General features: G+C 47.2%; 12 protein-coding genes. 8 read left to right on the forward strand and 4 right to left on the reverse strand.

Translation table 11 applies throughout. The features are described 5' to 3' along the window. The first annotated feature begins 24 nt into the window (after nucleotides 1–24). The 3 genes from EGY08_RS24995 to EGY08_RS25005 all read left to right on the forward strand — a co-directional run bounded on the left by EGY08_RS24995 (nucleotide 25) and on the right by EGY08_RS25005 (nucleotide 3,311). Complete coding sequence (locus tag EGY08_RS24995; RefSeq protein ID WP_049113128.1) at nucleotides 25–996, forward strand: ABC transporter substrate-binding protein; 972 nt, start codon at nucleotides 25–27, stop codon at nucleotides 994–996. A gap of 15 nt (nucleotides 997–1,011) precedes the next feature. Further along, nucleotides 1,012–2,382: an amidase gene (locus EGY08_RS25000; protein ID WP_004122736.1), complete on the forward strand. Its 1,371-nt coding sequence runs from the start codon at nucleotides 1,012–1,014 to the stop codon at nucleotides 2,380–2,382. 101 nt (nucleotides 2,383–2,483) lie between these two features. Then, nucleotides 2,484–3,311 (forward strand): isochorismatase family protein, encoded by an 828-nt coding sequence (locus EGY08_RS25005; RefSeq protein ID WP_049113126.1) that lies wholly within the window; start codon nucleotides 2,484–2,486, stop codon nucleotides 3,309–3,311. A gap of 596 nt (nucleotides 3,312–3,907) precedes the next feature. On the opposite strand, the gene EGY08_RS25010 is transcribed toward EGY08_RS25005, so the two are convergent. Beyond that, nucleotides 3,908–4,318, reverse strand: a complete 411-nt coding sequence (locus EGY08_RS25010) for a SemiSWEET family sugar transporter (RefSeq protein WP_071988228.1) — start codon at nucleotides 4,316–4,318, stop codon at nucleotides 3,908–3,910. Between the two features lie 1,062 nt (nucleotides 4,319–5,380). Next, a complete protein-coding gene (locus tag EGY08_RS25015; RefSeq protein ID WP_004122732.1) occupies nucleotides 5,381–6,286 on the reverse strand; it encodes a LysR family transcriptional regulator in 906 nt (301 codons plus the stop codon). A 439-nt stretch (nucleotides 6,287–6,725) separates the two neighbouring features. Between EGY08_RS25015 and EGY08_RS25020 the strand changes: the two genes are divergently transcribed. Beyond that, the gene (locus EGY08_RS25020) at nucleotides 6,726–7,388 is read left to right on the forward strand and encodes an HAD-IA family hydrolase (RefSeq protein ID WP_004122730.1); all 663 of its coding nucleotides are present in this window, start codon (nucleotides 6,726–6,728) and stop codon (nucleotides 7,386–7,388) included. 328 nt (nucleotides 7,389–7,716) lie between these two features. Here EGY08_RS25020 and EGY08_RS25025 read toward each other — a convergent pair whose 3' ends face one another. Continuing rightward, nucleotides 7,717–8,352, reverse strand: coding sequence for a helix-turn-helix transcriptional regulator (locus tag EGY08_RS25025; RefSeq protein ID WP_049113125.1), 636 nt, complete (start codon nucleotides 8,350–8,352; stop codon nucleotides 7,717–7,719). A gap of 360 nt (nucleotides 8,353–8,712) precedes the next feature. Between EGY08_RS25025 and EGY08_RS25030 the strand changes: the two genes are divergently transcribed. The 3 genes from EGY08_RS25030 to EGY08_RS25040 are packed head-to-tail and all read left to right on the forward strand — an operon-like array spanning nucleotide 8,713 to nucleotide 11,403. Next, entirely contained in the window at nucleotides 8,713–9,978 is a 1,266-nt protein-coding gene (locus EGY08_RS25030; protein WP_049113123.1) for a cation:dicarboxylate symporter family transporter, read from the forward strand. 57 nt (nucleotides 9,979–10,035) lie between these two features. Beyond that, entirely contained in the window at nucleotides 10,036–10,431 is a 396-nt protein-coding gene (locus EGY08_RS25035) for a RidA family protein (RefSeq protein WP_004122725.1), read from the forward strand. A gap of 39 nt (nucleotides 10,432–10,470) precedes the next feature. Then, nucleotides 10,471–11,403 carry an ornithine cyclodeaminase family protein gene (locus EGY08_RS25040; RefSeq protein ID WP_004122724.1) on the forward strand — a complete coding sequence of 311 codons (933 nt, stop codon included), beginning with the start codon at nucleotides 10,471–10,473 and terminating at the stop codon, nucleotides 11,401–11,403. Here EGY08_RS25040 and EGY08_RS25045 read toward each other — a convergent pair. Further along, nucleotides 11,400–12,311, reverse strand: coding sequence for a LysR family transcriptional regulator (locus EGY08_RS25045; protein ID WP_123829093.1), 912 nt, complete (start codon nucleotides 12,309–12,311; stop codon nucleotides 11,400–11,402). The genes EGY08_RS25040 and EGY08_RS25045 overlap by 4 nt on opposite strands. Nucleotides 12,312–12,407: 96 nt before the next feature. On the opposite strand from EGY08_RS25045, the gene EGY08_RS25050 reads away from it, so the two are divergent. Next, nucleotides 12,408–13,547, forward strand: a complete 1,140-nt coding sequence (locus tag EGY08_RS25050; RefSeq protein ID WP_112165676.1) for a DSD1 family PLP-dependent enzyme — start codon at nucleotides 12,408–12,410, stop codon at nucleotides 13,545–13,547. Nucleotides 13,548–13,607: the final 60 nt, after the last annotated feature.

Consider the following 13,607-nt stretch of genomic DNA (forward strand, 5'->3'; position numbering starts at 1 on the left):
TAATACTTTAAGAAGGAAAGCAGGATGAATAAAATCGTTTCATGGGTTTGCGCTGCGCTATTTGTCACTTGTTCTTTTAGTGTGTTGGCAGATGATGCAAAGCCCGACCGCGTGCTGGTAACGGAAGCATTTCACTCATTATTGTATTTACCTGTTTATGTTGGCAAACATCAGGGATTCTTCGAAAAAAATCAAATTGATGTTACGTCTATTCGATCCACTGGTTCTGGCCCAACTGCTTTGGCAGCAGTGCTGTCTGGCGAAGCCCAATTTTCCGTACATGGCCCTGAGCATGTCGGATTTGCTCAGCAAAAAGGGGGGAAGGCTAAAGCAATCAGTGCCGTGGCTAACAGCGCGCCAGTATGGATTGTGGCTAAACCAGATTTTAAATTCTCTTCACCTATGGATTTAAAAGGAAAGCGGATCGCTGTTAGCCTGGCTCCAGGGACCTCTAACACGCTGCTTTTACGTTTGTTAGGCCAGAATGGATTGAATCCTAAGACCGATGTGACGATTAGTGAAGTACAAAACGGTTCAGAACTGGGGCCGCTTTTGGCGGGCCGTGCCGATGCTGCCGTAGTGTATGAACCACAAGCTGATCAGGGGGTAAGGCAAGGGCTGAAAATTATTTACGATTTCACTCATGACTATCCTGAATATGCATTCTCCACCATTAACACCTCGGAGAAAATGATTGCGGATAACCCGCGGCTTGTTGCGAACTTTGTTAAATCCATTAATGAATCGCTGGCTTTTATCCATCAACATCCAGATGTTGCAAAACAAGTGGCTCGAGAGGAGTTTGCCGGACTGGACGGCAGTGTAGTAGATGCCGCTGTACAGAGGATGATTGACAGCAATGTTTATCCCTCCAGTGCGGCCATTTCTCAAGAAGCTTTTACTACCGCAATTAATATTCAGAAATTTGTCGGCAACATTACGCAGGATATGCCCTATACACAAATCGTTGACGGTCAGTTTGTCGCCAGACCATAACAAGGACATAAGTGTATGAAGAAAATATTAGATACCTCCCCCTTCAATACGATTGCCGCCACACGGCGACTGCTGGAAGCGCGCAAGATTTCCCCAAGTGAGCTGTTGAGCCATTTTCTGTCCCGAATTGAGCAGCGTGATGGTGAAGTCAAAGCATGGCGTTATCTCGATAAAGAAGGGGCTCGTCAGCGCGCACTGGAATTAGACCGGCAGATGGGAGCGATAGCCTGCAAGCCTGCATTGTTTGGCATTCCCTACGGCGCCAAGGATATCTTTCATACCCGCGGTTTACCGACAGAAGGGGGGTCAAGAGTGCTGGAGGGTTATATCTCCAGTGAAAATGCAAGTGTGATCGACAAGCTTGATAGTATGGGCGCATTACTGTTAGGAAAGTTGACGACGACCGAGTTTGCGAATCTGGGTACACCACCTTTGACGGGAAATGCATGGAATCCAGCACATACCCCCGGAGGCTCCAGTAGCGGATCTGCCGCCGCAGTTGGAACTCGTATGGCATTGATGGCATTAGGGACACAAACCGCGGGGTCGTTGTCTCGGCCGGCAGCATTCAACGGTGTGACAGCACTGAAAGCTACGTATGGGCGTATCAGCAAGGCGGGAGTAATCCCCGCCAGTTGGTCATTGGATCATGTTGGCGCGTTTACTCATACTGTAGAGGATGCGGTACTGGTTTTTAATGCGCTGTCCGGCCCGGACCATCGTGATGATACGACGCAATCCTTAGCCTACACGTCGCTGAAACTGCGTGAAAAACACGATTATATTGTTGGGATAGTGGATCATCCCTATTATGCCAGTGTAGATGCAGAAATTGGTGCGGCCTGTCTTCGGGCAATGGACGAGCTGGCCGGGCGCGGCGTTAAGCTCAAACGCATCACGTTGCCAGATTGTTTTGACGAAGCTTGCCGCGCACATCATACCGTGATGCAAGCAGAGTGCGCGGCGTATCATCACGAAACCTTTCTGCAGAATCCGACCTTGTTCGGGGCATATTTACAGGAATTTCTGCAACAGGGTCTCACGATTTCTGCTCAGGAATACTTACATGCACAACAGGTGCGCTTGCGTTTCCGCCAAATGTTGACGGCGTTGTTCGATGAAGTTGATATATTAATGACACCGGCAACACCAACATTAGCGCCACGTGGTCTGGCGGAAACTGGTTCCCCTGCTTACAATATGCCCTTTACCAATGCTGGTGTACCCACGTTGACGCTACCGGTAGGGATTTCTTTAACAGGTATGCCGATAGGTATACAGTGGGTTTCTCGTCACGGTAATGAGCAGGCGCTTGCGGACTTAGGTATATTTTATCAACAGATAACAGACTGGCATGCCTGTCTCCCGCCACTCTGTCAGGGATAAGGGTTTAGAACTGCGTGGAGTCTCTGTCACGGAGGCTCCACACAATTAGATGGCAGGAGGGAGTATTAGCATGCTCTTCCAGTCAATGGGATACATATTTGATGTACGATAAATTATTAACGGTTTCTGATGCGGCTAAACTTCTGGGTATCTCAGCTAGCACGCTACGTCGGCTTGAAGAGAATGGGGAAGTCAAAACCTATGGGCTAAAGGTGGTTTACACCCCGGGGGGCCAACGCCGTTACCTTGCAGACGAAATTCAGCGGATCTTCACACAGACTGGTTTTGCTCATAAGTTAGGCTTTGGCACAAAAGCTGCCATTTTGGTGCGCGATGTTACCTACGCTTACATGGATTCGGGTTCTACGCTGGCGATTGATACCCCTTTTGATAAAGAAGGGTTACATCGGTTGTTGACGCTCGCAGCTCAGTGTGGATTGCCCACGGTGTTTACCCGCACAATTTATCGTCCAGATCATTCATTTTCTTGGTTATGGGGGAAGAAATACCCGTTTATCACCACGCTGAGAGAAGATGCGTACCTTAATCAACCCGATGAAGCATTGGCGAGTTTGTCATTTATGCGTAACTATTCAACTTGTTATGTTTCTGATTTTTATGGTAGTGATTTGGAAATATGGTTAAAGCAGCAAGGTATTGATACCATTATCTTGGGCGGGGCTACTGCCAGCGGCAGTATTCGCGCAACCGCTATTGAGGCCTTCCAGATGGGTTTTCACGTCATGATACCTCGCGAAGTGATTGGCGATCGTAGTCAGTCATTGCTCGATTTCACATTACTGGATCTAAATGCCCGATATGCTGACGTATTAAACCTTCAAGAAGTGACTGATTGGCTTACGACTTCGTCGCTGGAGTTGAATAAAAAAAATATGCTTCATTGCCAGCATGATGAATTGGCTAAATGATGAAACAGAATTCAGCTACATGGCCCCAGTTCTGATATGAATTATTGAACGTGGCACAAAATTTAGTGCTGTGCTATATCAGAAATTTCATCTTCACGAAGACTACTGTATAATTCGGATGGAGTCATGTTATTTAACGATGTGAAGCGTTATTGCAGTGTCGTCTTACCGGTTCCGCAAGTGATAAATGATTTTGCCTGGTATTAGCAACCCGCACCATTGCCAGATACTGATACGGTAAGCACCTGTAGAATGTTCAATGATAAGAGTACAAAAAACAATCTTGAATTTATGCTATATCTCTTGGCAACAAATTAAAGGGTTTTGCCGAGTTGTAATGGTAGCGTTAGAATATAACCTTCTCTTTGAAGTTTTAATTTTTTAGACTTAAATCAGTTTTCACAGATATGCCAGAATTATTACTAATGTACTATTCATCGGGTAATGTATCACTTGATGATGGAATGTTAAAAAATGTACTTCCTTTTACATCTTCTTTGAATATTATACCTTGAATTGCTCCGGGTTTGATAGATACCCTGGATTCATTTAAGATATTATAAAGAACGAAATCATACCAATGAATACCTGGTTAACTATTTTAATGGTCTTGCCTTTCGTATTCTAGGTCGAAGTATTACACCTGGAATTCTTTTAATTTTTCGAGGGGTAAAATCTCTTTTTCTTGGTCTTTCATTCCATAATTTTAACGCAATAACAATAAAAGCCATTAATGCTGTTATTCCATTTGCCACAAATATTGGCATGTCATTTAGTTTTACACCATACGCTGACCAGCAACTTACTCCAAAAAATAGCGCTGACCACATACCAATGGATAAGCCACTTGTATCTCTATTTTTAATTATATGTAAAACCTGTAAAAAGAACGATCCCGTTGTTGCCCATGCTGCTAACGTTCCTAAAGCCAATGGCCACTGAAAAAGTGAATATATTGATATGAAACATAATAAAAATGCAATTACTATTATTAAATAATTTTTCATAAACGCTCCAGCTTAAAATAAAAGCTTTAAAAAATAATTAACTAATCAATAAATGCCCTGAAATAAAAGATAATCTTATGGTGATCTTTTTCCGTTTGAACCAACACTATTTTATCTTCAGCGTGAAATTGCACTCATTGACATCAATCTAATATCTTGATGGTATACATGAATTTGTTACTCTCCTGAGCTAAAAATAATATTCCTCGGCATTTTTCTAAGTAAGTCAAGGAGAGAGTAAGATAGGATTATTTAATATTTTTGGACTGACTGCTGATGGCCCTGTAGTTTTAACTTTATGTAACATTGAAAGCATCTGTATCACCTCATTAGAAATCAAACGCTTTTATTGTTCTCAAATTAACCACTAAAAGTCAAGATATATCTAAAAAAAATTAACAACGCCTCAATATAGTGAGCATGCGTAGCACGACAGTTGTAATATCATGCCAGTATTCTTGTAAGTGTCCCGACAAAAAACTATTCAATTCAGAGGTCTTCCAGCATACTGACTATATTTCTGGGAGAGAACGCCACGCGCAAAGCCTGATTTACTGAGCTTCAGGTCATTGCCGTACTCGAAAAAAAATTTAAAATTTGAGATAAAGAGATGGCTTGTCAGCAATCTGACAACACGATTTTCCATGAACAACCACATGAATGCAGGACTGTATTGCGGAGCGGCGCAGCGTATTTTATCAGCCCAATATACGGCGTGACGAACCGGTGATCGTGGCGTAACTAAACTGGCAGAATGCTATCCGCAATAAGGTTTAAAGAAGCTGTTTCTGTTGCTGCGCAGATAGGCTAACGGCTGGATAAAATTTCCCATTATGCCAAAGAGTGGACTGACAAGTGTACCGGTAGAGGCAGCGCTAGAGGCCTACCCATCCTAACATTTGCGACAGTACCGAAATCGAAAAATTAACTTGGTGAATCACAGCGGCAATATCAAGTCCAGGTGAATTGCTACGGATAATCCAAATACTCCGAGCCGTTGTTGTACTGAGCTTGAGCGAGTGCTCGCTAAAGTTTATACGGCCTTGAAGAAGCTTAACTTCTTTATCCCCGCCAGGTTGGATGCGGACGGAAACGAGCTTGAAGAAATCGAAGGAAATTTGTCGTCCTGGCAGGTAATCCTTCGCGCTGGTGCGTGAGTGCGACAATATCGGCGTCTGGTAGCTCCCAGCCGGGTAGTAATCGCACGAGAGAGCCATTTGCCAGCGACTCCGCAACATCCCACTCTGAGCGCATGATAATACCGTGACCGTCACATGCCCATTTTCGTATCGTACTGCCATCGTTACAACTTAACGCAGGGCGAATTCGGACATTAAGCGTATTCCCTGTACGGCTAAATGACCAACGTGTCACATCCTCGTTGTTTTCACGCAGCGCGATACACGGAAGGGAAATCAAATCCTCCGGATGTTCGGGTGACCCATAATGTTCAATAAAATCGGGTGAGGCGCAAACGTATCTTCGATTGGGCGCAATGATGTGAGCGACCATATTTGATGAGCGCAGTTGGCCAATATGAACGACGACATCAAACCGGTCATTGACCTCAACCATCGGCTGTTCCGACAGACTGAGAGCAATTTCGATCTCCGGATGTAATCGCTGAAATTCCGCGGCCGCTGGTGCTACATGATGTCGCCCAAACCCGAATGGGGCGTTGACTTTCAGCTTGCCAACGAAGCCACGTCGCCGTTCCTGCAGATCCTCCAGAAGCGCATCGAACTGCTCGACGAGACCTGCGCCACGAAGACATAGTAGTTCACCCTCGTCAGTGAAGCGAAGCTGACGAGACGAGCGGTCGAGAAGTCGTATCGATAGCCGCCGCTCTATCTGTTGTAGCCGTTGAGTGACCGCAGAAGGCGTTAACCCGAGCTTACGCGAGGCAGCCAGCAAACTGTCGCTTTCACGGATCGTGAGCAGAAAACGGAGGTCAATAACTTCATTCATTAAAATTCTCTGAATCCTAGAATTAAAATTATTAAATTCCAATCTATGTTGAGAACAATAGAATGGCAATAAGTTCGGAAGTCACATTTACAATTTTTTGAACAAATTGAAATCACTACCCACCGTTAGATCGACTTAAGGTCGATAAGAATATCCGTAGGATGGTATAAAAACTGAAGGCATTCGGCGTCGGGCTGTGCCCCATGTTTAGACAAAAAATGACTTGAGCTCAAAGAGCTGCTGTTTGAAGAGGGCCGATCACTTTTTTCACGTCACTTGAGGTTGGACTGTTCCTGGATACCGGGTTTACCGACATCTTCTAAGGGGGGAATATATTGCCGGCCAGAAAGATCACTACTTTTGGTCCACTACATTACGCTTCCTTGTTAGAGATATCAGGGACAGCTGAACTCAATCAATCTGAATAAGGGCATTTTAAATGAAAACACTTGATATCATCCATAAGCATGAGCCTGTCAAAATTATCCTTTTTGACTTGCTTACTGCCCTTCTTGACTCCTGGACATTATGGAATTCGGTTGCTGGCTCCGAAGAAAAAGGCAGGATTTGGCGTGGGGCTTATCTAAAAGCAACCTATGGATGTGGAGCTTATCGACCCTATGAGACATTGGTTGAGGAAGCTGCGGTGAGTGTCGGGCTTGAAGCTAAACTCGCTCATGAATTGGAAGCCCGCTGGACCGAATTACAAGCCTGGCCTGAAGTGACGCGTGTACTAAAGGCGCTTGAACCACATTACAAATTAGGCGTGGTAACCAACTGCTCGCAGCGCCTCGGCCGCATTGCTGCAGACCTTGTAGGCGTTCCCTTCGATGTCGTCGTGACTTCCGAACTGGCTGGTTTTTACAAACCGCATCCTGAGCCATACCTTCTTGCGTTGCGTAATGCAGGCTGTGTGCCCGCTGAGGCTATATTTGTTGCTGGCTCTGCTTACGACATGTTTGGGACGCAAAAGGTAGGATTGCCCACGTACTGGCATAATAGAGTTGGGTTAACTGCACCTGTAGGTGCGCCGAGTCCTTTCATAGAGCGCTCAACGCTCGATCCGCTGTTGCAAGATATTGAGTCTCTGGTACGGTCCTAGATTTGGATATTACAGATGTGCAAGACGGCCCAGCGCCGTCTCTGCTTTTATTCGCTTGCATGGAAAGCATAAGCTTATAGGGAAGCTATATTGCTGCTTTTGTATCGATACTATACAAAAATCGGTACCGTCATATCCTCTGAAATCGAACACCTTAAGCCATTTCAATCAATTTTAAATGTTACGTCCCTCGTCACCCATAGGGGAAGTTTCTGCTGCATATCATCTCAACTAAAATGGTAGGTTATAAGTAAAAAGTCTCAATGTCTGGAATGGTTAATCCCTGAAAAAACCAAATCCCGAATGAGCCGGCTTAAAGTGGATTGATTTACTGAGTTGTGTCGCTTCTGGCATACAGATAGGCAGTAGCCCGCGATATCCCCAGATGCTGGGAAACTGTCTCCATCGCCCTCCTGACCTCGAGCAGGCCACTTGATTTTAATTCAGCAACCAGTTGCTTTCTGTCATGCACACTGAGTGAGCGCGGGGTCGTTGCGAGCCTCGCAGCGTACTGCTCTATCCGTTGCCTGATCATTTCCGTTCCGCCTGATTCCAGATTTTCGCTGACGCTGTTACTGCTGAGGCTTGTGAACTGTGCGAGGGCATTTTGCATGCCTCTGAACAGCGTCATATCAACATTAAGGCAGAGCGCGGCAACATATTCGCCTGCTTCATTTTTAATACCAATAGAGGTACTTTTTGCTGGCCTGCCATCGGAAAATTTATTGGCATAATTCGCGAGGATATTCGGAAAATCAGGAGAGCTGATACGGGCAAGGCCAAGCTCTGTTGCCGGATCGCCAGGTTGACGGCCAGAGAGATTGTTGCGGATTGAAATAACGGCATGTTCAGGCGTTTTCAGATCATGAACCACTACTTCGCAGAACGGGGCAAAAGTTTCGCTCAATCCTTCCGCAATCGATTCCAGCTGAGACAATAAGAAACTGTTTTCAGATGCCTTCATATCATTCTCCCGCAAGTGACTGATTAAAAATAGTTATTAGTATCTCGCTTATTCTCCGACATTACCATCATTGTCAGTATGTCAGGTGAAATACAACCGCATTTGCCGCCATCCAGATAACCAGCAAGATCCACATCTCAATACCGATCAAATTTTATGACTACCCGCTGGCAGTTTCATATCAGCAAGATATAAGAAAGAGAGATTACACAAAAAATCTAATTTAATACATAGTGTATTATGCGTTGGTCAGGGTACTACTTGTAATGAACTACACGGAGGTGGACGCAGCAGACGATCCGTTATACAGCGGATCATTGATACCAGAACGCCCTGGGCGCCCATTTCGACGGAGAGTGTATGTCCTCATCCACCTTGTTAAATCCAACCAAAAAACCGTTCTATTATTCCCTTACTTTTCAGCTTGTTGCAGGTCTGGTAATGGGAGGAATAACCGGACTGCTATGGCCAGACTTTGGCGTTCAGTTAAATCCGCTTGCAAAGGGTTTTGTCAGCTTGATCAAAATGGTGGCCGGACTAATCGTTTGTCTGACAGTTGTCAGTGGTTTTGCGCAAATGAAAGAGGGGTCGGGCGTAGGCAGAACGGGTCTGATTGCAGTGGTGTATTTTGAAATTGTCAGCACGATAGCTCTCCTGACCGGGCTGGTGCTTGGAAATATATTTGAACCAGGCAAAGGCCTTCACATACATGCCGATGCTTCAGCCGCAGTAGGTACACCTCATGCTGCGTCCGGAACAGCGGATTTCATTCTGAGCATTATTCCGAAAACGGTAGTGGATGCCCTTGCCAGCGGCATCATGCTGCAGGTGCTACTGGTTTCCCTGTTGTTTGGATATGCACTCTTCGCCCTGGGTGAAAAGGCGAAACCGGTGGTGGATTTTGTCAATGTGCTCAGTGACGCCACTTTCAAAGTTGTTGGTGTCATCCTTAAACTGGCTCCAATCGGTGTTTTCGGCGCAGCAGCATTTATGCTGGGTAAATATGGCCTCCATGCCTTAATGCCTCTTCTGAAACTTGTAGGGCTGGCCTATCTCGGGGGACTTTTCATGGTGCTCGTTATTTTCATGATCGTTGCACGTCTGACCCGATTCAACCTTTTCTGGTTCATTAAACACATTCGCGAAGAGCTGATTATTGGCTTTACCACTTGCTCCTCCGAGGCTGTCCTGCCGGGTCTGATGAAAAAACTTGAGCAGGCGGGCTGCCAGCGCACAACGGTTGGGTTTGTTGTACCGGCCGGTTATTCCCTTAACCTTGATGGCGCCTCTATTTATATGACTCTGGCTGCGCTGTTTATCGCCCAGGCGGGCGGGCTTGATCTCAACTTTGGTGAGCAGGCAAGCCTGCTGTTTGTTTTCCTTCTGACGTCAAAAGGCGTTGCTGGCATCACGGGCGGATCCTTTGTGACACTATCAGCAACTTTACTGATGTTTCCTGACATTCCGCTAGAAGGTCTGGCTTTCATCCTTGGCGTTGATCGCCTGATGGACACCATGCGTACGACCGTAAATGTTCTGGGCAACGGCGTAGCCACTATGGCTATATCGTGGTGGCGAAAGGAGCGTGCAGATGCCGTATCTGCTCCATTAGCTCTGCGTGATTAACCCCTGGAAGTGTCACGAGGCAATCTGACAAAATCATATTACGCATGAGAAAAAATCATGGGCAGAGAAATCGTACTGAATGGGGCTGAAAGCGCACCGCCAGCAGGTCATTACTCACACAGCTGCTCGGCAGGGGGCTTCGTCTGGATCTCGGGGCAATTACCTGTTACCCCGAACGGAGAGAAAATTGCCGGCGCACCGTTTGAAGAACAGGTTCGTCAGGTTCTCCGTAATCTGGATGCCTGCCTTGCCGGTGCTGGTATTACTCGCAGAGAACTGGTTTCTGTACGAGTCTTCGTGACGGATATCGGGCTGTGGCCGGAGTTCAATAACATTTATGCAGAATGGATTGAGGATTACCGTCCCTCACGTGCAGTCGCCGGCGTTTCTGAGCTGCACTACGGTGCCGCCGTCGAAGTAGAAGCTATCGCGCTGGCCCCGGCAGGCGTCTGATTGATTTTTATGCATCACCAGATATAGCAGGAGCAGTAAGTGAAGTTTATTTCTGAACATGAGAGCGCTGCCCTCATCAGCCATGAAATGGCCTATGACGCGATTAGGGAATCCCTGATCGCTGCCAGCAAGTCGGAAACCCTGAATTTTCCGGTAGTTCACGGTAAGGGATCAAATAATGTGAACTCTTTCAGCATCAAAGCATCGTCAACCTCGGAGCTTGCCGGACTTAAAGTCGGTTCATACTGGCCGGGGAACCGTGATATTGGGATACCGCGTCACAACTCTTTAATCCTGTTATTCGACCAGGAAACAGGCAAAATAGATGCTGCAATTGAGGCTGGAAAGGTAAATGCATTCCGGACGGCAGCTGCGAATGCCGTAGCAGCTGACGTGCTTGCCAGACCAGATTCAGCCGTACTGGCCGTATTTGGTGCAGGACATCAGGCCCGCTATGAATGTGCCGCACTGCTCAGAATCCGCCCAATCCATAGCGTTTTTATTGTGGGCCGCAGTCCTGAAGGTGCTCAGGAAATGGCGGATGAGCTCCGGGAGAAGGGAATGACTGTTCACTGCTGTGATGCTGAAAAAGCCTGCCGGGAAGCTGACATCATTGTCACCGCTACGCCTTCACGCAGCCCTCTTTTCCTGGCAGAGTGGGTTCGTCCGGGTACGCACGTAGTGAGTATGGGATCAGATGCTGCGGGTAAGCAAGAATTGCCAGTCGAATTGCTGACTAAGTCGCGCCTGTTCTGCGATCTGCCGTCTCAGTCGCGACGCATTGGCGAGTTTCAACATGCCCCTGGAGATACAGAAGTTATTGCAATTGGTGATGTGCTGACCGGCAGAGCTGAGGGACGCACAGTGAATGATGATATCACTATCTTCGACAGTTCAGGCCTGTCGGTGCAGGATCTGTATATTGCAAAGGCGCTTCTTGAGCTATGGGACCTCCATAAGGCTGACAGTTAAGTTTCGCAATCCCAGGGACGGGAGGAAAGAAACTCTTTCAGGAAGCGAATAAACTGATGAGTACGTGGAGAACGGCCAGCCGCATCGCTGCCAGTCAGCGCGACGACTGGCGCATCAGGCAGATTAAATTCCTGCAACACACGAACCAGTTTACCACGGTTAAGATGAGGCATTACATCCCACTCAGAACGCACAATTATACCTCTTCCCGCCAGGGCCCAGTCGGTCACAACCCGGCCTTCGTTGCTGGCAAGCTTGGGGTGTATTCGAATGGGATATTCTTCATTGCCACGGTTGAAACGCCATAACGTGACGTCCTCACTATTCTCTCTTAGCGCTATACAGTCATGCAGTCTCAGAGCGGAGGGTGAATCGGGTATGCCTTTTTGTTCCAGATAAGCGGGAGAAGCGCACACATACCTCCGGTTGGTTGCCAGCGGGGTGCAGTGCATAGAGGAATCCCTCAGTTCGCCAATATAGATCACGACATCCCACTGATGAAATGAAGACCAACTCGGATCGTCGGAAAGCGTAAGTTCTACTTCCAGATGCGGGTACCGGGCTGAGTACTCACCCAGCAGAGGGGCTACGTAGTCAGTGCCAAATCCCAACGGGGCCAGGACGCTTAGTTTCCCGCTGACCTCATGACGGCGGTTTCTGATGATTTCCTGTAGCTCTGCCAGCTCTTCAATGATTCGTTCAGCTCTGGTTTTTACCAGGCAGCCTTCATCCGTAAGCGTAATAAATCGGGAGGGGCGTTGTATTAATCTGACACCCAAACGCTGTTCAATTCCCTGAAGGCGCTGCGTCACTGAAGGAGGCGTAACGCCAAGATAACGTGCCGCAGCAGCCAGAGTAGGATGCGTGGCTATCGTATAGAAAAAACGCAAGTCATCACTGTTAAGCATTAAGCCTGACCTTAATTATATATTTAGATATGGTTAATTTTAAAATGAATCATCCAGTGAGAATATAGTTTTTCCGCTAACTGGAGTAAAAACATCATGTCTGACAACCATTGGCTGCAGCAAACCGAAACTCCCTTTCTTCTTATCGATGAAGCAAGATATCAACGAAATGTAGACCGTCTGTTCAAACGTGTGGAAGGGCTTGGCAGTAGCGTTCGCCCACACCTCAAGACACTCCGTTCTCCTGAAGCAGCTCGATATCTACTAAGAACAAATGATTCTCCGGCAACCGTATCTACCCTTGCAGAAGCAGAAGGTTTTGCCAAAGCAGGTTATACGAACCTTCTCTACGCGGTAGGTATTGCCCCGCAAAAACTTGCACGCGTTGCCTGCCTGATTAACCAGGGCATAAACATACATATTCTGCTGGATAGCCCGGAACAGGCGCTTGCAGTATCCGAATTTGCCCAGCGGCACAACGTCACGTTCTCAGTATTTATTGAGGTTGATTGCGATGGCCATCGTGGTGGCCTTCCACCACGGAGTAATGCGCTCACTGAACTGGCTACGCTTGTAGAAGGCAACGGTGCCGTGCTGACGGGTCTGATGGCCCACGCCGGTGAATCATACAGCTGCCGGACTGAAGAACAAATTCGTCAGGCAGCACGTAATGAATGTGAAGCAATCAGGACCGCTGCAGAGCGTGTACGAGCACTGGGCATTGCCTGTCCGATACTCAGCGTAGGTGCAACACCAACGGCACACTTTGCCGAAGAACTGGAAGGTATCGCTGAAGTGCGCGCGGGCGTGTTTACATGCTTTGACCTGGTGATGAAAAACGTTGGCGTTTGCAGTACGGACGACATTGCCATTTCGGTAGTGGCCTCAGTCATTGGGTATAATCGCGAAAAAAACTGGGTGTTTATTGATGCTGGCTGGATGGCGCTTTCCCGCGATCGTGGTACAGCTGCAGGCCCGGTAGATTACGGTTACGGTCTGGTCTGTGATATCAGCGGTAAACCACTCAACGTCTGTGTTACTACCACAAACCAGGAGCACGGTATCATCGCTCTACCCGCTGACAATGGGCTTACTCCGGATGATTTCCCTGTAGGTATGCGCGTGAGGATTCTGCCTAATCATGCCTGTGCTGCAGCATCTATGCATCAAGAATATCAGGTGCTTCAAGCTGGGGAAGACGCCCCTGAGGTCTGGCACCGTATTATTGGTTGGTAAAACTATTAGTCGCAATAGCCGCCCCGCGCAAACTGCGCGGGTATTACTTTTTGTGAAATA

The sequence above is a fragment of the Klebsiella sp. FDAARGOS_511 genome (assembly GCF_003812845.1).
GTDB lineage: Bacteria > Pseudomonadota > Gammaproteobacteria > Enterobacterales > Enterobacteriaceae > Klebsiella > Klebsiella grimontii.

Excerpts from the sequence above, each read along its gene's own strand:
- EGY08_RS24995 (WP_049113128.1), top strand. The coding sequence starts at position 25 with ATGAATAAAATCGTTTCATGGGTTTGCGCTGCGCTATTTGTCACTTGT.
- EGY08_RS25000 (WP_004122736.1), top strand. The coding sequence starts at position 1,012 with ATGAAGAAAATATTAGATACCTCCCCCTTCAATACGATTGCCGCCACA.
- EGY08_RS25005 (WP_049113126.1), top strand. The coding sequence starts at position 2,484 with ATGTACGATAAATTATTAACGGTTTCTGATGCGGCTAAACTTCTGGGT.
- EGY08_RS25010 (WP_071988228.1), bottom strand. The coding sequence starts at position 4,318 with ATGAAAAATTATTTAATAATAGTAATTGCATTTTTATTATGTTTCATA.
- EGY08_RS25015 (WP_004122732.1), bottom strand. The coding sequence starts at position 6,286 with ATGAATGAAGTTATTGACCTCCGTTTTCTGCTCACGATCCGTGAAAGC.
- EGY08_RS25020 (WP_004122730.1), top strand. The coding sequence starts at position 6,726 with ATGAAAACACTTGATATCATCCATAAGCATGAGCCTGTCAAAATTATC.
- EGY08_RS25025 (WP_049113125.1), bottom strand. The coding sequence starts at position 8,352 with ATGAAGGCATCTGAAAACAGTTTCTTATTGTCTCAGCTGGAATCGATT.
- EGY08_RS25030 (WP_049113123.1), top strand. The coding sequence starts at position 8,713 with ATGTCCTCATCCACCTTGTTAAATCCAACCAAAAAACCGTTCTATTAT.
- EGY08_RS25035 (WP_004122725.1), top strand. The coding sequence starts at position 10,036 with ATGGGCAGAGAAATCGTACTGAATGGGGCTGAAAGCGCACCGCCAGCA.
- EGY08_RS25045 (WP_123829093.1), bottom strand. The coding sequence starts at position 12,311 with ATGCTTAACAGTGATGACTTGCGTTTTTTCTATACGATAGCCACGCAT.
- EGY08_RS25050 (WP_112165676.1), top strand. The coding sequence starts at position 12,408 with ATGTCTGACAACCATTGGCTGCAGCAAACCGAAACTCCCTTTCTTCTT.